Origin of the sequence: Flectobacillus rivi (genome assembly GCF_030056655.1) — a bacterium.
Taxonomy (GTDB): Bacteria; Bacteroidota; Bacteroidia; order Cytophagales; family Spirosomataceae; genus Flectobacillus; species Flectobacillus rivi.
In genome coordinates this window covers 101,858-121,878 of the sequence record NZ_JASHIE010000012.1, presented here as the reverse complement: position 1 = coordinate 121,878, position 20,021 = coordinate 101,858, and the positions used below count along the sequence as shown (strand labels likewise).

The 20,021-nt window shown below is 38.1% G+C and carries 17 protein-coding genes; 11 read left to right on the top strand and 6 right to left on the bottom strand.

Annotated features, from left to right (window positions below):
- Window positions 1-453 precede the first annotated feature (453 nt).
- The 3 genes from QM481_RS17460 (at window position 454) to QM481_RS17450 (ending at window position 5,655) form a co-directional block, all read left to right on the top strand.
- The gene (locus tag QM481_RS17460; RefSeq protein WP_283382661.1) at window positions 454-1,566 is read left to right on the top strand and encodes a tetratricopeptide repeat protein; all 1,113 of its coding nucleotides are present in this window, start codon (window positions 454-456) and stop codon (window positions 1,564-1,566) included.
- A 279-nt stretch (window positions 1,567-1,845) separates the two neighbouring features.
- Window positions 1,846-3,681 (top strand): 3-keto-alpha-glucoside-1,2-lyase-like domain-containing protein, encoded by a 1,836-nt coding sequence (locus QM481_RS17455; RefSeq protein WP_283382660.1) that lies wholly within the window; start codon window positions 1,846-1,848, stop codon window positions 3,679-3,681.
- 54 nt (window positions 3,682-3,735) lie between these two features.
- On the top strand, window positions 3,736-5,655 hold the full coding sequence (locus QM481_RS17450; protein ID WP_283382659.1) for an auracyanin family protein: 1,920 nt from the start codon (window positions 3,736-3,738) through the stop codon (window positions 5,653-5,655).
- An 83-nt stretch (window positions 5,656-5,738) separates the two neighbouring features.
- On the opposite strand, the gene QM481_RS17445 is transcribed toward QM481_RS17450, so the two are convergent.
- The 4 genes from QM481_RS17445 to QM481_RS17430 all read right to left on the bottom strand — a co-directional run bounded on the left by QM481_RS17445 (window position 5,739) and on the right by QM481_RS17430 (window position 9,829).
- Window positions 5,739-6,083: a hypothetical protein gene (locus QM481_RS17445; RefSeq protein ID WP_166550673.1), complete on the bottom strand. Its 345-nt coding sequence runs from the start codon at window positions 6,081-6,083 to the stop codon at window positions 5,739-5,741.
- Between the two features lie 58 nt (window positions 6,084-6,141).
- Window positions 6,142-6,552 (bottom strand): hypothetical protein, encoded by a 411-nt coding sequence (locus QM481_RS17440; RefSeq protein WP_166550674.1) that lies wholly within the window; start codon window positions 6,550-6,552, stop codon window positions 6,142-6,144.
- A gap of 539 nt (window positions 6,553-7,091) precedes the next feature.
- The gene (locus QM481_RS17435; protein ID WP_283382658.1) at window positions 7,092-7,598 is read right to left on the bottom strand and encodes a SixA phosphatase family protein; all 507 of its coding nucleotides are present in this window, start codon (window positions 7,596-7,598) and stop codon (window positions 7,092-7,094) included.
- Window positions 7,599-7,723: 125 nt separating this feature from the next.
- Window positions 7,724-9,829 (bottom strand): prolyl oligopeptidase family serine peptidase, encoded by a 2,106-nt coding sequence (locus QM481_RS17430; RefSeq protein WP_166550676.1) that lies wholly within the window; start codon window positions 9,827-9,829, stop codon window positions 7,724-7,726.
- A gap of 288 nt (window positions 9,830-10,117) precedes the next feature.
- Between QM481_RS17430 and QM481_RS17425 the strand changes: the two genes are divergently transcribed.
- The 3 genes from QM481_RS17425 (at window position 10,118) to QM481_RS17415 (ending at window position 12,584) form a co-directional block, all read left to right on the top strand.
- Complete coding sequence (locus QM481_RS17425; protein WP_166550677.1) at window positions 10,118-10,303, top strand: HTH domain-containing protein; 186 nt, start codon at window positions 10,118-10,120, stop codon at window positions 10,301-10,303.
- Between the two features lie 176 nt (window positions 10,304-10,479).
- Entirely contained in the window at window positions 10,480-11,520 is a 1,041-nt protein-coding gene (locus QM481_RS17420; RefSeq protein ID WP_283382657.1) for a sensor histidine kinase, read from the top strand.
- A 323-nt stretch (window positions 11,521-11,843) separates the two neighbouring features.
- Entirely contained in the window at window positions 11,844-12,584 is a 741-nt protein-coding gene (locus QM481_RS17415) for a LytR/AlgR family response regulator transcription factor (protein ID WP_166550679.1), read from the top strand.
- Between the two features lie 322 nt (window positions 12,585-12,906).
- On the opposite strand, the gene QM481_RS17410 is transcribed toward QM481_RS17415, so the two are convergent.
- A complete protein-coding gene (locus QM481_RS17410) occupies window positions 12,907-13,383 on the bottom strand; it encodes a DUF1573 domain-containing protein (protein ID WP_166550680.1) in 477 nt (158 codons plus the stop codon).
- Between the two features lie 452 nt (window positions 13,384-13,835).
- Here QM481_RS17410 and QM481_RS17405 point away from each other — a divergent pair, with 452 nt between their 5' ends.
- From QM481_RS17405 to QM481_RS17385, 5 genes are all read left to right on the top strand, one after another.
- On the top strand, window positions 13,836-16,250 hold the full coding sequence (locus QM481_RS17405; RefSeq protein WP_283382656.1) for an alpha-ketoacid dehydrogenase subunit alpha/beta: 2,415 nt from the start codon (window positions 13,836-13,838) through the stop codon (window positions 16,248-16,250).
- Between the two features lie 263 nt (window positions 16,251-16,513).
- Entirely contained in the window at window positions 16,514-18,022 is a 1,509-nt protein-coding gene (locus QM481_RS17400) for a 4Fe-4S binding protein (RefSeq protein ID WP_283382655.1), read from the top strand.
- 71 nt (window positions 18,023-18,093) lie between these two features.
- Window positions 18,094-18,588, top strand: coding sequence for an NADH-quinone oxidoreductase subunit J family protein (locus QM481_RS17395; RefSeq protein ID WP_283382654.1), 495 nt, complete (start codon window positions 18,094-18,096; stop codon window positions 18,586-18,588).
- A 7-nt stretch (window positions 18,589-18,595) separates the two neighbouring features.
- Window positions 18,596-18,904, top strand: a complete 309-nt coding sequence (gene nuoK, locus QM481_RS17390) for an NADH-quinone oxidoreductase subunit NuoK (protein ID WP_095160186.1) — start codon at window positions 18,596-18,598, stop codon at window positions 18,902-18,904.
- A 108-nt stretch (window positions 18,905-19,012) separates the two neighbouring features.
- Window positions 19,013-19,525: an acyl-CoA thioesterase gene (locus tag QM481_RS17385; protein WP_095160185.1), complete on the top strand. Its 513-nt coding sequence runs from the start codon at window positions 19,013-19,015 to the stop codon at window positions 19,523-19,525.
- A 100-nt stretch (window positions 19,526-19,625) separates the two neighbouring features.
- On the opposite strand, the gene QM481_RS17380 is transcribed toward QM481_RS17385, so the two are convergent.
- Complete coding sequence (locus QM481_RS17380) at window positions 19,626-19,922, bottom strand: putative quinol monooxygenase (RefSeq protein WP_283382653.1); 297 nt, start codon at window positions 19,920-19,922, stop codon at window positions 19,626-19,628.
- Window positions 19,923-20,021 lie beyond the last annotated feature (99 nt).

Sequence of the window (20,021 nt, the reverse complement as noted above, 5' to 3'; positions counted from 1 at the left end):
TTCGAAAAATTATACTATTGCAAATGTTCAAGTTGATTGCTCGGCCACTCAGATGAGATTTCTCATTTATACGCTCATTGCAGAATCGCTACCGAATAAGTCTGTACGCCACGCTTTTTCGGGATTGGTCGCCTGCTTCGTTCTTCTGATAGCAGGGATTGCGTTCGGCCAAAAACTGCAGTATTTTGAGTCTGAGCAGAAAATACAGCATTTGTTCTTGGCAAAACCATTGGGAACATAAGCTGTTTCATAAATAATTATTATTGATTGATGTCTTTAACCAGACTTACGAGAATGGTTTAGGTTTGGATTGTTTGAAACTACTTTTTTTTACATTTATTTTACAAACAAACTTTTGAACTTTGCCCTTAAAAAACAACACCTCATTTCACATACCTTATATCCCATTTAGTATATCAATTTTTATGACCCGCTTACAAACACGATAGTCCTATGAAAAAAAATGTTTTATCCTTTCTATTAGTATGCCTTGCTCCAACCATCATCTTTGCTCAATCTCAAATTGATTCTTTAAGTTATCCTGTTCGAGTCTTTCAATTATTAACCAAATACAATTGGGAGAAAAACTATGTAGATATGCAAGATGGTAGCATTTTGCAAGACCCAGCAGCCGAACGAAAAACAGTGATGTGCTTAATATTTCGAAAAAATGGAACTGGCTCATTTGTGCAAGGTGAACAAGCTGCTTCATTTCGCTATCGTATTATCGATTCGTTGGTTACAATTAATGAAGCCATTTACAAAATCGATAAAATCAATGATTATGAAATGACATTTAGTGTTTATGCCAAAAATATGGATGAAGGCGAGAAATTTAGATTTCACTATTTGGCTACGAAGGATACGCCTGGCGACATTTACTTGCGAAAACTAATCAAACCCAATATTGTTGTAGATACTCCTAAAAAGGATACTATATTTTTATTTAACCAAGAAGTCTATCCCAAATTCAGAGGCAACTCCGAATGGCTACGTAATGTACCAGACTTTGAACAGGCATTTGACGACACCTATGGCGTTTCGTACAACTTCATCGAAGATGAGTTTGTATCACATTTACCCAAAGATATCAATACTCGTTTTGAGGTTTCATTTGATGTGACGACCAGAGGATTAGTTGAAAATATTGTCATTACCTCAAGTACAAATCCAGAATATAATCCTTATCTAATAGCAGCAATACAAAACACCAGTAGAAAATGGCTTCCCGCCAGATGGAAGGAGAAAAACTATAAGTCAAGAATCCAATATGCTTTTCAAACAGAAAAAGAAGATCCTAAGGCTATTGCCTACGATCCTGAGATTTATGACAATTTCTACAATCGTGCGATGGGTCTAATGACTCGTAAAAAATATGACAAGGCGGTGAGCTTACTTACCAAATGTATTTTGATGACTGAAGATTCTATTGATGCACTTTATAAACGTGCCGAATGCTACCAGTCAGCAGGAATCATGAAATATGCTTGTATGGATTGGAGTTTCTTGTCATCTAAGGGACTCAAGCGTGCAGAGAAATTGTATTGGCAAAATTGTAAAGAATAGAGTTATGCTGCATTGAAAGGTTAAAAACTCAATAGGTAATTCATTTTTCGATTTGTACCTCTGCCACTTTAAGTACATTTTTTCTAAAAATATTCAAATTTTAAGAAAACGTCTTTTATCTTTACCAATATAGAACAGTGTAGAACTCTATAAATTCACAGATATATTTGATTATTAGAAAATCTTAAACACAAAACCAACAATCCTCAACCGTCAAAAGGCTCATTGGAATGCGTGCTTTGTGCCTTGTACTAACTAGTAAAACTACTATTCATCCTAATGTTGAAGCGACTATTTTTTCTCCTATTTCCAGTTTCGGTGTATGCACAAACCGAAATACCGCTCAATGATTTGAGCCAATTCCAAAAACCTAGTGCCAACTGGTCTATCGAAGGGCAAATTGTAGGAACACCGCAAGGCGAAGCACTTGTAACAAGTCCAGGAAAAGGTATTTTGGTCAATACCTTAAAAGCAGCCAAATACCAACGTACCGACGATTTGGTATTTGCTTTGGAACATGGTGACATTCGTTTGTCGCTCGACTATATGATTCCCAAGGGTTCTAATTCGGGTATTTATTTACAAAGCCGTTATGAAGTTCAAATTTTAGATAGCTGGTTAAAACTTCGCCCAAGTGATGGCGATGCTGGTGCTATTTATCACCGTTGGGACGAAGCTCGTGGTGCAGGAAAAGAAGGTTATGAAGGACATCCTCCACGCCAAAATGCTATCAAAGCACCAGGGCTTTGGAATCATATCGAAATTGATTTTCAAGCACCAAGATTTGACGCTAATGGCAAAAAAATTGCCAATGCGAAATTTGTCAAAATCATGTTAAATGGCGTTTTGCTTCACGAAAACGTAGAGCTTTTGGGTGTAACTCGTGGCGCAGTTTCGACTCAAGAAACCAGCAAAGCTCCATTGATGATTCAAGGAGACCACGGTCAAGTTGCTTTCAAAAATATTCGTTATGAAGTTTTTGACAAACCACTAGTTCAAATGGGAACTGCCGATTATGCTTACTACAAAGGCAAATTGGCTGACCTCAAAGTTAAAGACCAAAAGCCTGAAGCTACTGGAACTACCGCAGAACCTTCTATGAAACTAGCTCAAGCAAAATCTGACTTTTTGCTGAGATTTGATGGAACAATTACTATTCCAGAAAAGGATACTTATACCTTCACTACCAACTGGACAGGAACAGGAGCATTATTGATTGATGGAGACACGATTACTACAGGTAGTCACTGGTACAATGAAGACGTACAAGGTAAGAGAACCTTATCAGCTGGGGCTCATAAATATACCTTATATTATGCTAAAGACTTCGGTTGGGGTCCTAGAGCTCTAGGATGTTTTGTTGAACGTGTGGGTACACATCGTCAGTCTATCACTGAGCGTACGTCACTGCCAGAACCAGAAGCTACTCCATTAGTAGAAATCACAATCGACCAAGAGCCAAAACTACAACGCTCTTTTGTTGTATATAATGACCGTAAAAAAACACATGCTATTAGTGTAGGTTTGCCAGGAGGGTTAAACTTCTCTTATGACCTTAACCAAGGAGGTTTCTTGGAATGTTGGAGAGGTAAATTTTTGGATGTGACACAAATGTGGCATGACCGTGGCGAGCCTCAAACTGCCGCACCAATGGGTGTTACGGTACAGTCAAATGGTAAATTCCCGTTGGCTTTTATTGCTAGTGCCAATGCTTCTTTTCCAGATTCTTTGAATAAAACTGAGTTGAAATACAAAGGTTACCAGCTCATTAAGCAAGAAAATGGCGTGGCATATCCTGTATTTACCTATGAATACAATGGTTTGTCTATCAAAGACCAAACGATTTCTTCTACAAAAAACGAAGGCTTGGTTCGTCGTTTACAAATCGCAGGCAATGCAATCAGTTCACAACCATTGTATGCGCTTGTGGCAGAAGGAGAAGTTATTAAGAATGTTGGTAAAAATTTGTATGCCATTAATAACCAAACGTATTATATAGAGCTATTGGGCGAGACTGCCAATCAGCAAGCTGTGGTTCGTCAGTCAAACGGCAAAACCCAATTATTGATTCCTGTGAGTGGATTAAAAGAGGTAAGTTATCAAGTGACTTTCTAAGTAATCATTGTATTCACAGATTTTTCAACATTTCTATTTAAGCATTCAAGATTTATGAAAAGATATTATCAATTACTCCTCACCCTAGGACTCTTGGGACTTGGAGCATCTTCGGGTATCGCACAAAACAAACCGAAGCCTTTAACAGAAGAAGATTTTTATGAAATAAAAACCGTTGCCATCCCTGATGGTATTCGCCTGGAGGCAGGCGGTCTTGCTCCTATGCCTGATGGTCGTTTGGGTGTCTGTACCCGTCGTGGTGAAATTTGGATTATCGAAAACCCTTACCAAACTAATGGTACAAAACCTAGTTACAAACTCTTTGCAAGCGGCTTGCACGAATCATTGGGTTTAGCGTACCGTGATGGTTCTTTTTACTGCACACAACGTGGTGAATTGACTAAATTGACAGATACCGACGGCGACGACAAAGCTGATTTATACGAAAATGTAGCCAATTGGGACTTATCTGGTAACTACCACGAGTATTCTTATGGACCAGTTTTTGATAAAAACGGCGATATGTACCTTACTTTCAACGTGGCATGGGTAGGTTATGGAGAAGGTAAATTGGCTAAATGGCGTGGATGGTTGGTAAAAGTAACCAAAGATGGCAAACTAGAGCCAGTTGCTACAGGATTGCGCTCACCAGCAGGCTTTACGGTAAACTCTAATGGTGATGTTTTATTTGGCGAAAACCAAGGAGACTGGGTTGGTTCTGGACGTGTGACACACCTTGAAAAAGGGGATTTTGCAGGAAATGCAGGTGGTTTGTATTGGACAAAAGAACCAGATTCTCCTTTAAAATTAACGAGAGAAGACCTTCCAGATACTGGCGAGCCTATGTACGAAGCTGCCAAGAAAGTAAAGGCTTTGAAATTACCAGCAGTGTGGTTCCCTCATGCTATCATGGGTATTTCGACTGCTGACATGATTGAAGATGAAACCAATGGCAAATTTGGTCCATTCCAAGGGCAATACATTGTATTTGACCAAGGACAATCAAAAGCCATGCGTATGAGTTTGGAAAAAGTCAATGGCAAATACCAAGGTGCTTGTTATCCATTCCGTGAAGGTTTTCAGTCAGGTACTGTACGTGCACGTTGGGGTAACGATGGTTCTATTTTCGTAGGGATGACTTCACGTGGTTGGGGTTCTACAGGAAAAGATTTATATGGTTTACAGCGCTTGGTTTGGAATGGTCGTTTGCCTTTCGAAATGAAAACAATTAGCGCCAAACCAGATGGTTTTGAGATTGAATTTACACAACCTGTGGATGCTAAAACTGCCGCTGATGCAGCAAATTATGAACTAAAAAGCTTCACATACAAATATCACCACAATTACGGTAGTCCGATTATTAATCAAGAAAAGACTCCATTGAAAGGGATTATTGTATCAGCAGACCGTAAGAAAGTTCGTTTGGTAATTGACAACTTGCGTAAAGGATATATCCATGAAGTTCGCCCATCGGGTATCTTAAACGAGGAAGGACAACCTCTTTTGCATGAAGTCGGGTATTATACGCTCAACAATATTCCTGATGGCGAAGCGGCACAGTTAACAGAATCTCAGAAAGTAAAAGCTAGTACTGCTCCAGCACCAAGTACAAGCACGCCAGCGAAAAAGACGACTCCTGTCAATGGCACTAAAAAGGTAGCAGATGCAGGTTTAATTGATAGCAAACAAGTAGCGGCTTTATTGAAAAAACACGCTTGTACCAGTTGTCATGCAGAGGCTACGCGTGTAGTAGGGCCTCCGTTTACAGAGGTTGCGAAACGAAATTATACAAATGAGCAAATTTTGGAATTGGTATATCACCCAAAACCAGAAAACTGGCCAGACTATGCCACAGAAATGGCATCGATGACACACGTGCCAAAGGCTGATGTACTAAAAATTGCAGCGTGGATTAATGCGCTTGGCAAGAAGAAGGCTCAAGCAGATTTGAACAAATTGGAGAATCACGACTAAATAATGTAGAATGGTGAATTACGAATTGTGAATAATTACTTTCATTCACAACTCATAATTCACCATTCTAAAATTAATCTTCACTACTCTCCCGCAACACCTTTACTAGTATCTTGAAGGGCAATTGTAGATTTTTTGACTTTCTTGGTGTATGGCATTTTGTAATTAACAGGCTCCGTTGACGACGTTCTCTCAATTACTAAGCCACTTTCTACCGTTTTACTACCTAAACTCTGCTTGTAATTCCTGTTCGAAACTACCTGCTCGGTTTGTGTAATGTACTTTGCTTTTTTGGCAGCCGCAGCCGCCTTGTTGGGGTGCTTGTAGTTGCCAGTGTTGTAACCAGGGTCACCCGCTGGGATTTCTTGGGCGAGTGCTCCAAAGCTTGCCATCAACAACAAACCCGCCCCAAAAACTGATACTTTCATGATTCAATAAATTTTAATTGTATGTGATTTGTTTCAGAAAATTCACATCAAGAAAAACTTATGCAGCCATTCCATAATCATCTACATCAAAACGTTTTTTGTACAACGCTCTGAATGTAGGAACCATACCTAACATTTCGTCTAGTTTGTACTGAGCCTTACGATAAGTATAGTTATTTTTATTAGACGCTACTAAGTTTCTGAAAAGATGAGACATCATATAGAGCTCTTGTTCGTGCATAGTAAAATCTAATATTTCATACATTAAGAAACCCTTCTGTCCATCTTCGCGTACCATAAATAGTACTAGGTAAAAATTCTCATCTTTTACGAATGAGATTACTTGATTTTGGTTGAATTCTTTTGGCATATATCCAAAATCAACTAAACAATCTAAGATCTCTACCTCGTTTATGCTTGTATATAAATTAGGAGTCAAAAACTGATTTGCTTTCATCGTCGCTTCCATATCTTTTCTTATTTTATTGTGGTTTTATTTTGTTTCGTTTGTTGTTCTAGTAAGAATTACGACCGAAAGTTTACAATAAAAAAAATCAATGTCAAGCACCTCATTTTTTGACAAAAAGTTGATTTTTAGCCCTTTTTCTAGTGATTTTAGGCTTTTTTTCGAACTGAATACTACTTTTAAAATACCCTTTATCAACAAAAATCACTTTTTATTTCAAAACCAGCATTTTTTGAAAGCCCTCTTTTCAAAAAACATAAAAACTAAATTTTTCAAATATTTTTTTGCACTTTAATTTATTGGAAGTTGATATTTAGCATGCTTATAACTGGATTTTATTTCTTTTTTCCAAAAGAAGGTATAAAAACTATTGTTATAGCAATTATTCATACAAAAATTGACAAATGTAGGTATAATTGAGAGTACTTTCTCTAAAAAAGAAATAAGCATTTTTACTTATAAATATTTCAATATTTTTTTGTACCAAACAAAAATCCCCTGCATAGTCTAGCTATACAGGGGACTTCTCATCCTATTATTCGCTAATATTTACTTGCTTCAAACTTGAGCACTTTTCCTTTCTTCCTGCTAATAATATATAGATTATCATACTCGGTATCTGGCAGAATTTTGGTTTCAAAATTTACACCAAATTTTCGAATGATATCAGGAACCGTATTACTATGACCAACAATCAAAACTGTCTTGTTTTGAGCACCTACTTTTTCCAAATTGTCTGACAAAACTACATCTTTGGCACTATACCAAAGTGTGTCTATCTGATTTTTGATACGAAGCGAATCAGCGGTCTGTTGCACACGCAAATACTCAGTCACAAAGATTTTTTGAATACCAGCTTTTGCTAAGCGATGATACAAAGCGCTAGCGCGTTGGTGTCCCTGAGTATTGAGTGGACGCATACGGTCATTTCCTTGAAAAGCCACATCCTTTTCAGCATGGCGAACCACATAAATCTTCTGGGTGGTCTGACAAGCTGTCAAACTTAGCATTACCCAAAATAGAGAAGCAAAAATGATTTTTGGTAGCATAGTTTTTTAAAAGGGAACAGGCACTGAGGGACAAAGGCACAAAGGGTAAATGATGTTCTTTTAGGTAAATACTAATCCTTAAAACTCACTTTGTGCCTCTGTACCTTTGCCCCTTTGTCACTGAATTACAATTTTTTCGGAACAAAGCCCATATTATAAAACAAAAACGCATAAATATCTGCTGTTTGCTCGATGCTTTTGGCAGTATTACTTGCCCCATGACCAGAGTTTACATCTACACGAATCAACAAAGGGTTACTAGATACAGACCCTGCTTTCGCTTGTAACTCGGCTGTGTATTTGAATGAATGCGCTGGTACAACACGGTCGTCATGGTCGGCGGTAGTTACCATAGTGGCAGGATACGCCACCGATTTGATATTGTGCAATGGAGAATATTGGTACAAATTCTTGAAATCGGTAGCATCATCTGAATTACCATATTCTGGTGACCAGTTCCAACCGATGGTAAACTTGTGATAACGCAACATATCCATTACTCCCACCTGTGGAAATGCCACTTTACATAAATCTGGTCGTTGATTAATCACCGCTCCTACCAACAAGCCTCCGTTTGAGCCTCCTCTTAGTGCCAAGTGCTGATTATCACAATATTTCTGAGCAATTAGGTATTCGCCAGCAGCAATGAAATCATCAAACACATTTTGCTTTTTGAGCTTCATTCCTGCCTCATGCCATTTTTCACCGTATTCAGCTCCCCCACGAATATTTGCCAAAGCATATACCCCACCTTGTTCCAAGAAAGGAATCAAAGTAGCGCTAAAAGCTGGCAATGAGCTTACATTGAAACCTCCATAAGCATACAATAAAGTTGGATTTTGGCTATTGAGCTGAAGTCCTTTTTTGTAAGTAATAAACATAGGAACTTTGGTTCCGTCTTTACTGGTATAAAAAATCTGTTTGGTTTCAAACGCAGATGGGTCAAAACTTAACTCAGGTTTCGTAAATACTGTACTTTTCTTGGTAGCAATATCATAGCGGTATATTGTCGGAGGAAAAGTGAACGACGTGAAAGTATAAAATACAAACTTATCGTCGGCATTACCTCCAAAGCCTGAACAAGTACCCAAGCCTGGCAATTTCACTTCGTTTTCCAATTTACCGTCCATCGCGTGTACATATACACGAGTCGTTACATCTTTGAGATAAGAAAGGAATAATTTTCCGCCCGCAGTACGAGCACCTTGGAGCGGTTCAGCTTTTTCGGGAATAACTACTTTCCAAGATTTATTGGCAGGATTAAAACGAAGAATTTTCGAGTTTTGAGCATTCTCATTGGTTTCTATCAAAAACTCATCGCCAATATTGTCGATTACCGAATAGCTAAATTTGTCAACTTCTGCCACGATAGGTTGGAAAGACTCTTGTCCTGCTTTTTTGTAAAAAAGCGCATTTCCTTCTTTGCCTTTACCACGGTCAGAGACAATCAAAATAGCAAACTTTTCGTCTTCGGTTACTTGTAAGTAATGGAAACGTTGTAAGTTTTTCAAATCTTGATAGACCAATTGATCATCAGATTGTGATGTACCTACACGGTGGAACCAAACTTGGTGATTTTCATTTTTGGCTGCCAGTGCACTTCCTTCTGGTTTGGGATAACGGCTGTAATAAAAGCCATTGCCCTGCCAAGAAATCGTAGAAACCTTAATCCATTCGATTTTTTCTGACAAATTGGTTTTCGTTGTCAAGTCCATCACATAGCCATCTTGCCAGTCTGAACCACCTTTTGAAAGGGTGTAGGCTGCATATTTGCCATCCTTAGATATCACAAAACTTTGCAAACGAGTGGTACCATCGGGCGATAATTGATTAGGGTCAAGCACCACCTCTGGCGCACCATTCAAACCTTTTTGGCGATACAACACTGATTGGTTTTGTAATCCATTGTTTTTGTAAAAATAAAACCATTCGCCTTTGCGAGAAGGAGCCGAAAGCTTTGTATAATTGAACACCTCTTCGATACGCTTTTTGAGGGCGTTACGATAGGGGATTTTTTCGAGGTAATCAAAAGTCAATGTATTTTGGGCTTTTACCCATTGTGCTGTTTCGGCAGAACGATCATCTTCGAGCCAACGATACGGGTCGGCTACTTGTGTACCATGATAATTATCAACTTGATTTACTTTTGCTGTTTCGGGGTATTTCCACTGCGCCATACTTAACATAGGAGCCAGTACCAAGGCTGATACTAGCGAAAGGGATTTGTTCATTTTCGATGAAGAATTAGGTTTGTTGAATAAGAGTTTTTTCGAAAATACGGATAAATTTTGAGTTTTAGATAGCCCTAGCGGAATTGTAAGTGATGAATTGCGGATTTGGGATGTGGGATTTCGGAAGTGTCACCAGTCTTATTAAGTGGCTTTTAGATGTAGAGACGTGGTACTATAAGAATTATCAATGAGTGCATCAGCTACGGTCTATCTACTCCCACATTTAATTATGATTTTGCGAGTGTAACCCTCGAAATCAAACAAAAAGAAATAATTGTGTCGGAGAAAATGTCGGAGAAGGTTCTTAAACTAATCAATCACAATCCTCATATTACTACAATAACCTTAGCAAAAGAATTAGACAAAAGCCAAAGAACTATTGAAAGAGCTATTAAAAGCTTGAAAACAGAAAACAAAATCGAAAGAGTTGGAGGCGACAACGGCGGATATTGGAAAGTAATAGTCTCTATTTAGCATATTCATTAGAAATCCGAATAATGTTCAACAAACAATCCAGTACTTCTTAGAATAGAATAACTAGCAGCTTCCTTGTCTCAAGAAAAAACATTTTCGTCGTTGAAATACAATACTTTACACTTCTCTTTTGGGAGGAAAGTGTAAAGTACTTATGTTTGTAGAAAAAACTGAGTGTGACTATTTCTATCAAAAATATCAACAAACAACAAGTGCTTTTCCACATTATTGGGTGGATATGCTTCTTGTCATTGCCATATTTACTAAGAGGAACAACGCCAGATCCTCCCAAAATCAATCCTAGCCTGCCTCCGCCCAACGCAAATGCAACCATGTATTTTACGTTGTTGAGTATGCTCAATATCCCTTTCTTCTATCTCAATTCGCAAGTTTTGATCCCCAAGATTTGGACAAAACGTAATAACGTGTGGTTGTATATCATTGCGCTAATTGTGGCAATGACAACACTTTTTTACTTAAATGGTTTAGGAAAGGTATTATTATTTGGACCAAATGCAACAAGGTTCCCTCGTTTGGGTACTATATTCCAAACGTTGTTTGTCTTGGCAATTAGCACCAGCTACCGCATTATGGCCGATAATATCCATAAAGAAGAAGTTCGCAAAGAACAAGAAAATGAGAGGCTCAAATCTGAGCTTTCATTTTTGCGTTCGCAGATAAGCCCACACTTCATGTTCAATGTGCTCAACAGCATTGTATCTTTATCAAGACGCAAGCCTGATATGGTTGAACCTGTGGTCATTAAGCTCTCAGAACTTATGCGCTATATGTTGTATGAGTCTGAAGGAACAAAAGTATTATTGAGCAAAGAAATTCAATATTTACAAAGCTATATCGACTTACAAATGATTCGCTTTGGAGATGATGTTGTCGTTTCTTTTCAGAAACCCCAAAAAGAATCGAATATTTTACTCGAACCCATGCTCATTATACCGTTCGTTGAAAATGCCTTCAAACATGGCATTGGAATGATTCTAAGCCCAGAGATTCATATTGCTATGGAGGTAGATGATAAAGGCTTGGTATTTTCGGTAAAAAATAAAACAAATCCTAAACCCGAAGCCAAAGACCACGCCTCTGGCATAGGTCTCAGTAACGTAAAACGTCGTTTAACCTTATTATATCCAGAACAACACCAACTCATCATCACACAGGACAGTCATTGGTATGACGTTCGTCTACACATTGAAGTTTAAGTCGGAAGATTCTTGTATTTTAGCCTAATCTAGCTGTTGTTAGGCTATAAATGTATTGTGTCTAGGTCACACAAGGTTAGTAAAATGCTGTACTTTTCATACTTTCGTGAAGCCTAAGGCAACTCTTTTCGGTAACTAATAGTCTTAATGCTATAGGCAATTAGCTGTAAGCATTAGGCAAAAAGGTTTTTATTGTTTCATTCAAAATATTATTAACCTTTTGGTCTACAGCATAACGCTTAATGCCTAATGCGGGTAATATTAATGTCATTTTGCCCATTAGCTTATTAGTTGCTTTTTGATTTTCAAATACTTCTCAAAATATGATAAAACTAAACTGTCTAGCGGTGGACGACGAGAGCCTCGCCCTAGATTTATTGGAAGATAATATCAACAAAGTTCCCTTTCTAAACTTAGTAAAACGTTGTAAAAATGCTTTTGATGCTATTGAAACACTTCAAAATGAGTCGATTGACTTAGTTTTTTTAGATATTCAAATGCCTGGAATTACAGGAGTTCAATTCTTACAAAGTGTCAAAGAACCTCCAATGGTAATTTTCATTACGGCCTATCAACAATACGCATTAGAGGGCTTTGATTTGGATGTAGTAGACTACCTACTTAAACCTGTTTCTTTTGATAGGTTCCTAAAAGCGGTAAACAAAGCTTACGATTTACATAACCTTAAATTAAAAAGTGCTCAGGTTACTGAAGTCGAGGAAAAGGAAAAAGGATTGGTGTATGAAACAGATTCTATTTTTGTCAATGCAGATTATTCTTTGGTAAAAGTCAAAATATCAGACATTACGTATATTGAGGGACTGAAGGATTATATCAAAATTCATTTGGAAGGCTCTACCAAACCTATCGTGACTCGCATGACCATGAAGGCTATTGAAGAGAAACTTCCTACGGAACATTTTTTCCGTATTCATAAATCGTATATCGTAGCAATGCCTAAAATTGAGTCTATTCGTAATCTCAAAATCAAAATAGGCAATATGCAAATTCCTGTAAGCGAGCATTATTCTGAAGAATTCTTCAAAAGAATAGGGCAAAGCTAACAAGTGCGGAGTTGTGAATTGTCCTTGCCTAAAATAGCTTACGCTTCATTGGATAAATATTCAAAACGAATTTTATACAACAAAGAAATACCTGTTTATCCAGAAGATTGAAAAGCGATAGTCAATCATTTACCTCGGCTCCGTAGGAGCGACAGTTTGGTAGAATACACATTAATGTAAATCATTTCAATGAATATACTGCTGTAATACAAAAAAGGTGTCGAAATTTCGACACCTTTTTTGTATGATTAAGAGGCTAAAAGGGATTTCTATCAAATATTTTTTAGAAAACCGATGGAGCCTCAGCTAAAGAATCTTCCGATTATTTACCAGATTTTTTCTTAGCAGGCTTTGCTGGAGCAGCAGGAGCAGCATTTTTAGTTACTGTTGGTACTGGAGCCACTGCAGGAGCTACTTCAGTTGCAGTTCCTTTTGGAGCTACCTCACCTTTGATTGTCAAAGCGATTGTTGGAGTTTCTGAGTTACTGATAACTGTAACAGTTTTGTTGAAAGCACCAGGACGACCAGTTGAGTTAAAAGAAGCAGTTACTTTCCCTGTTTTTCCTGGAAGTACTGGTTCTCTAGTCCAATCTGGAGTTGTACATCCGCAAGAAGGTTGAGCATTAGAAATTACTACAGGTGCAGTACCAGTGTTAGTAAATTCAAATGTGTAAGTAGCCTGTGTTCCTTCTTCGATTTTACCAAAATCGTGACTTTCAGTTTTGAATTTGATTACTCCTTGTGCATTTGCCAATGTCGCAGTGAACAAAAATGCGAAAAAGAAAAATAGTTTTTTCATTTGAACAGAATGTTTAGTTGTTATTAAATAGCTTTACAAGCTTTCGTAATAAATATACGAAAAAGTAAGGAATTTGTTTCCGCAAAACTTATTTAAAGGACCAAACTAATGAGCTTTAAGCGGATTTTATTCTAAAAAAAGACTGAAAAATTATATTTTTTTGAAAAAAGTATAAAATAATACAGATTCAAAATATTACTTCAGTTTTTCTTGAGTGAATTGATTTATTCCGAAACAAAAGTAAACTACATCAAAAGGTTGGCAAAATCTTTGAGAACCTTTAACAAATTATTAACAACTCTCCAAAATTTCGACTGTTTGTTATACTAATTAAATTATCTTATTTTTGATACAGCTTTAAGCCAAAGGGTAGATGTTTGATTCTAACTTATAAGTCTTAAACACACCATCAACTGTATCTTTAATTCTATTTTTATCAGCCCGAAATTGCCGTGTTGGAAAACGAACTACTGTCAGAAACAATTTTATTTAAAAAAGAGTCGGTTATCGAGGATTACCGTCTTGCACGTATTAGCCGTGAATGTTCTTTACTAGTAAGGAAAGAAGTGTTTGCTGGACGTGCCAAGTTTGGTATTTATGGTGACGGCAAAGAGCTCGCCCAAATTGCCCTAGCAAGAGCCATGAAGGCAGGTGACTTTATTTCTGGGTATTATCGTGACCAAACGATTGTGGCTGCTGTAGGTGATTTGACTTGGCAACAGTATTTCGCACAGCTGTACGGTCATCCTGATAAAGCGCATGACCCTCACACTGGCGGGCGTACTATGAACAACCACCATGCTACACAATGGCTAGATGCTAATGGGCATTGGGTTGACCAAACAAAATTATTTAATTCTGTTGCTGGTATATCTTCTACTGCTGGACAAATACCAAGAGCGATTGGTATAGCGTACGCTTCAAAGCTCTATCGTAATGTTCCAGAACTTCAGGGCGAAATAGCTGAAAAGTTTTCTAAACAAGGCAATGAAGTATGCTTTTCGACGATTGGTGATGCTTCTACCTCTGAAGGCATGTTCTTAGAATGCATTAATACCGCTGGCGTTTTACAGATACCCCTAGTAATGGCAGTTTGGGACGATGGTTATGGTATTTCGGTGCCAACTCAATATCAAACTACCAAGCATTCTATTTCAAAGGCTCTGGCTGGCTATCAACGAACAGACGATGAGGCAGGTCTTGAAATTATTTCTGTAAAAGCTTATGATTATGTAGGCTTGATGGAGGCTTTTCATAAAGCAGCTCAGCTGGCTCGTGAAAATCATATCCCTTCTTTGATTCACGTAGAAGAGGTGACTCAACAACAAGGACACTCTGCTTCTGGCTCGCACGAGCGCTATAAATCTCCCGAACGTTTACAATTTGAGATAGACTTTGACTGTAATACCCATTTCAGAAAATGGATTCTGGATAATGATTTTGCTACAGAGGAAGAACTATTAACAATTGATCAAGAAGCGGTAAAAATCGCTCGTAAATCACAGAAAGATGCTTGGCAGGCCTATATGGACTCGATTAAGCCTGAAAAAGAAGATGCACTTTCTTTGATGAATCAAGCGGCAGCAGAAAGTAAAAATGGTGCTACCATCAAGCAAATAGCAGAAGAACTTCGTAAAACCATGAATCCTATCCATCGTGATAGCGTGGTGGCCGTAAAGAAAGCGTTACGCTTGCTAAGATTCGAAAATTTTCCTGCTAAACGTGGATTAATAGAATGGCTTGAAAAGTCAAAAGAGGCTAATTTTGATCGCTTTAACTCCTTTCAATTTTCAACTTCGGACAAATCGGCTTTCAATATTTCAGCACAACCAGCTATCTACGATGAAGATGCTCCTATGGTAGACGGTCGTGAAGTTTTAAATAAAAACTTTGATCATTGGTTAGCAACAGACCCACGAGTTTTTATTATTGGTGAAGACGTAGGGAAAATCGGTGATGTTAATCAAACACTTGCAGGATTACAAGACAAGTTCGGAGAGTGGAGAATAACCGATACTGGTATCCGTGAAATGACCATAGTAGGACAAGGTATTGGAGCTGCTATGCGTGGGCTACGTCCAATTGTAGAAATTCAATATTTAGATTATATATTTTACCCATTTGCAACTCTATCAGATGATTTAGCTTGTTTGCACTATCGTACAAAAGGAGGACAGAAATCTCCGATGATTGTGCGTACTCGTGGGCACCGCTTAGAAGGTATCTGGCACTCAGGTTCGCCAATGGGCGTATTGTTGAATGGTTTGAGAGGGGTACATTTGTGTGTGCCACGCAACATGACTCAAGCGGCAGGTATGTACAATACCTTGCTTAATAGCGACGATCCTGCTGTTGTGATTGAGTGCCTAAATGGTTATCGACTCAAAGAAAAACTGCCTTCAAATTTGCACGATACTCGCGTGCCTCTGGGAGTTCCTGATATACTTCGTGAAGGTAGTGACGTTACTATTGTCACTTATGGCTCTATGTGTCGTATCGTGATGGAGGCAGCGACTCAATTGACTCAAGTAGGTATAGAGGTAGAAGTTGTAGATATTCAAACTTTATTGCCTTTTGATTTAGGACACAAAATCGTAGCGTCGATAAAGAAAACGAATCGTGTGATTTTTGCTGATGAAGATATGCCAGGTGGAGGTACAGGTTATATGATGGAAGAAGTATTAGATAAACAAAATGCGTATCGCTGGCTCGATTCAAAACCTGTTTGTATTGCTGCCCAACCGCATCGTCCTGCCTATACTTCTGATGGCGATTATTTCTCAAAACCCAACGCTGACACTGTTTTCGATGCCGTTTATGAAATGATGTCTGAAGCTCAACCAAGTCGTTTCCCTGATTTATATTAGGGATTACATTTTGGGAAAAATATCAATGATAAAAAATTCGGTAAGGTAACTCTTACCGAATTTTTTTATAAAGGATACTCATCTTACAGGTACAAATTGATACTAAAAACTATCCTCTCGGATTCATTTTCTAAAAAAAATGGTTTACTCTATAAAATCAGTATTTTATAGAGTAGTTTTGTGGTAATTGTCTGGAGAAGTAAAATTTTAAGAATAAAATTTTATCAAAAAACTCTCCAAATGATATTATTCTGTACCAAATTATGCAAAAAGGAGCTAACAATACATATTGGGGAAATATCAAAGAGGGCATCAAAACTTCTTTGAAAGGTTTGTCTTTGTCCTTCAAACACTTTAAAGATGCTCGTCAAAGTCGCAAACCGATTTTTGTAGATGACCCACAGTATTTCGATCAAAAAACAGGAATTGTCACAACTCAATATCCTTATGAGCAATTACCCGTACCAGATAATGGGCGTTATCAGTTGCATAACGAAATGGATGATTGTATTGTATGTGATAAATGTGCTAAAATCTGTCCTGTCGATTGTATAGAAATTGAACCTATCAAAGCAACTGGTGTAGTCAGTTATGCTTCAGATGGCTCGGCGATTCGCTTGTATGCTGCCAAATTTGATATTGATATGTCAAAATGTTGCTTCTGTGGCTTGTGTACGACGGTATGTCCTACCGAATGTCTTACCATGAAAAAAGAGTATGACTTTTCTGTATTTGACATTACCGAGCACAATTTTGCTTTTGGCAACCTTACAGACGAACAAGCTGACGAAAAGAAAAAATTGTATGAGCAGTATATGCTCGAGAAAGAGGCATTCAAAAAGGAAACTGCTGCTCAAAAAGCAGAACCGAAAGTTGCGCCAAAACCTGCTTTCAAACCAGCAGCTCGTCCTGTAGCTAACACTGAAACTCCAGCTGAGGCTGCAACTGAAGCTACTGCCGAAGCACCAAAGCCAGCGCCAAGACCTGCTTTTAAACCCAAAATGAAGGTTGAAAGCTCTGAGTCGAAGCCTATTACAGACGAAACTTCAACGGAAGATACGCCGAAACCAGTAGCTCGTCCAGCATTTAAGCCAAAAATGAAGGTTGCACCTTCAACCGAAACTTCTGTTGAAAATACGACAGAAGTTACCGATGAAAATGCTACAACTGCTGCCGATGAAATAAAGCCTGCTGCTCGTCCTGCCTTTAGACCAAAATTCAAGCCAGCGTCAAAGCCAGCTGAGGAGGCATCCGAGCCAGTTGTAGAGGCTAGTGCAGAGGTAGTAGCTCCAGAAGTTGAAGCACTAGCAGAAGAATCCAAACCTGCTCGTCCAGCTTTTAGACCAAAATTTAAGCCAGCGTCAAAGCCAGCCGAGGAGGCATCCGAGCCAGTTGTAGAGGCTAGTGCAGAAGTAGCTCCAGAAGTTGTAGCACCAGCAGAAGAATCCAAACCTGCTCGTCCAGCTTTTAGACCAAAATTTAAGCCAGCAACTAAGCCAGTAGATGAGGCATCTGAGCCAGTTGTAGAGGCTAGTGCAGAGGTAGCACCAGAGGTTGAAATACCAGCGGAAGAATCCAAACCTGCTCGTCCAGCTTTTAGACCTAAGTTTAAAGCTCCTGCAAAAACAGAAGAAGAAATAACTGAGCCAGTTGTTAAAGCAGAACAAGAGGAAATAAAAGCAGAAGAGACCAAACAGGAAGATACCGCTACGAATGAAGAAGCGCCTAAGCCTCGTCCTGTGTTTCGTCCAAAATTTAAAAGACCAGAATAAGGTTTTTGAAATAGATATTTGACCAACCATAAATCTCAAGAGTTTTGATACAATTTGTATTTATAGCTTTCATGGTATTGACTTTAGCTTCGGCTTTGGTCGTATTACTTACCAAAAATGTCTTGTATGCAGCCTTTAGTTTGCTTGGTACATTTTTAGGAGTATCGGCATTGTATGTATTGGCAGGGGCAGATTTTTTGGCTGTAGCCCAAATCTTAGTTTATGTCGGAGGTGTATTAGTACTCCTTATTTTTGGCGTAATGCTAACCAATCAACAAGGAAATAAAAGCCGTGGACGCAACGATATTACCACCGAAAGTTCCAACCGAGTTCTTGGGATATTTGTGATGTTGGGTTTTAGTGCCACCTTGTTATATACTTTTGGTAGAGCAAGATTTCTGACCATTCAAGATAGCCTATTTGAGGCTGTAGAACCTACTTCTACTACTCAAACGATAGGAGTAGAGCTAATGACCAACTATGTATTGCCTTTTGAAGTTTCAGGTATATTATTGATGGCAGTACTGATTGGAGCAGCGTATTTAAGTACCAAAACTAAAAATTAATCAATTCATGGATAACAGTTTTTTGCCTTACTACTTACTTACAAGTGCCTTGTTGTTTAGCATCGGACTTGCTTTGGTGGTTGTCAAACGAAACATTATTGTGGTACTGATGGGTATCGAATTAATGCTTAATGCTGTCAATGTGAATTTGGTGGCTTTTAGTAAAAATGACCCTAGTCTTCAAGGTCAAATATTTTCTTTATTCGTAATCGTTGTGGCAGCTTGTGAGGCAGTAATTGCTTTGGCTATTGTTTTGAAAGTTTATGAACATTTCAAAACTGTTAATCTCGACGAAATCAATGAGTTGAAGAAATAGATTCTCTCGATTATCCTTCTCTCTTTCGCATTCAAGCCTGTCTGCCCAGGTCTGATATATATAACTTCATCAATCTAGTAATAGGTAGAAATTACTTTTATTTAAACAATGGCAAAGAGCAAACCAGTATCAGAATCGCTTACTACCATGACCGAAATGATTTTTCCAAACGATACCAATACGCTTGGAAATTTGATGGGTGGAAACCTCATGAGAATGATGGACGTAGTAGGAGCTATTTGTGCACAAAAACACTCGAACCGAATCGTAGTAACAGCTTCTGTTGACAACGTGTCGTTCAAGGAGTCTATTCCACTTGGAAGTGTAGTAACACTACAAGCTAAAGTGACTCGTGCATTTAGTTCTTCGATGGAAGTGGTGATTGATGTGTGGGCGGAAAATATTCCTGCAAAAGAACGAGTTTCAACCAATAAAGCCTTTTTTACTTTTGTGGCAGTGGACCAATCAGGTCGCCCTATTGATGTGCCTCAGGCTGTTCCTGAAACTGAAGATGAAATTGCATTGTACGAAGGAGCATTACGTCGTCGTCAATTGCGTTTGGTATTGGCTGGTCGTATGAAAGCTCAGGATGCTGTCGAACTAAAATCGATTTTCGAATAAACGTTTCGAGTAACGATATAACATAAGTTATTCTAAATTAAGTGATTGATGATTGAGTAAATGAGTGATTATTATTTAAATATAGATAAAAATCACTCATTCACTCAATGATTTCTACTCTTTCTGACGAAAAGGCAATAGGCTTTTCTTTAAATAATGCCTTAGTTGCTGCCCAAGTTTTTTGAAAAAGCTCAGAATCACGATATTGATTCAAATAGTTTTCGCTTTCCCAATAACTATAAGTCATAAATATATTTGGTAGGTTGGCATCTTTGAGTAATTCGAGGTGATGGCAGCCTTCAAAATGCCGAATCTTATTTTTGGAGTTATTAAAAATTTCAAGAAAATCATCCACTTTATCTTCCTGAAAAGTCATTCTTACAATTCTAATAATCATCTTTTTCTTGGGTTTTGTTTTGTTATGGCTATAGCGTAGCAATCTTGCGACTATCAGGCAATATGTTTGATTTTGCCTGATAGCCATAAGACTGATACC

Coding starts and splice junctions, on each gene's coding strand:
- QM481_RS17460 (WP_283382661.1), top strand. CDS start 454: ATGAAAAAAAATGTTTTATCCTTTCTATTAGTATGCCTTGCTCCAACC.
- QM481_RS17455 (WP_283382660.1), top strand. CDS start 1,846: ATGTTGAAGCGACTATTTTTTCTCCTATTTCCAGTTTCGGTGTATGCA.
- QM481_RS17450 (WP_283382659.1), top strand. CDS start 3,736: ATGAAAAGATATTATCAATTACTCCTCACCCTAGGACTCTTGGGACTT.
- QM481_RS17445 (WP_166550673.1), bottom strand. CDS start 6,083: ATGAAAGTATCAGTTTTTGGGGCGGGTTTGTTGTTGATGGCAAGCTTT.
- QM481_RS17440 (WP_166550674.1), bottom strand. CDS start 6,552: ATGGAAGCGACGATGAAAGCAAATCAGTTTTTGACTCCTAATTTATAT.
- QM481_RS17435 (WP_283382658.1), bottom strand. CDS start 7,598: ATGCTACCAAAAATCATTTTTGCTTCTCTATTTTGGGTAATGCTAAGT.
- QM481_RS17430 (WP_166550676.1), bottom strand. CDS start 9,829: ATGAACAAATCCCTTTCGCTAGTATCAGCCTTGGTACTGGCTCCTATG.
- QM481_RS17425 (WP_166550677.1), top strand. CDS start 10,118: ATGTCGGAGAAGGTTCTTAAACTAATCAATCACAATCCTCATATTACT.
- QM481_RS17415 (WP_166550679.1), top strand. CDS start 11,844: ATGATAAAACTAAACTGTCTAGCGGTGGACGACGAGAGCCTCGCCCTA.
- QM481_RS17410 (WP_166550680.1), bottom strand. CDS start 13,383: ATGAAAAAACTATTTTTCTTTTTCGCATTTTTGTTCACTGCGACATTG.
- QM481_RS17400 (WP_283382655.1), top strand. CDS start 16,514: ATGCAAAAAGGAGCTAACAATACATATTGGGGAAATATCAAAGAGGGC.
- QM481_RS17395 (WP_283382654.1), top strand. CDS start 18,094: ATGGTATTGACTTTAGCTTCGGCTTTGGTCGTATTACTTACCAAAAAT.
- nuoK (WP_095160186.1), top strand. CDS start 18,596: ATGGATAACAGTTTTTTGCCTTACTACTTACTTACAAGTGCCTTGTTG.
- QM481_RS17385 (WP_095160185.1), top strand. CDS start 19,013: ATGGCAAAGAGCAAACCAGTATCAGAATCGCTTACTACCATGACCGAA.
- QM481_RS17380 (WP_283382653.1), bottom strand. CDS start 19,922: ATGATTATTAGAATTGTAAGAATGACTTTTCAGGAAGATAAAGTGGAT.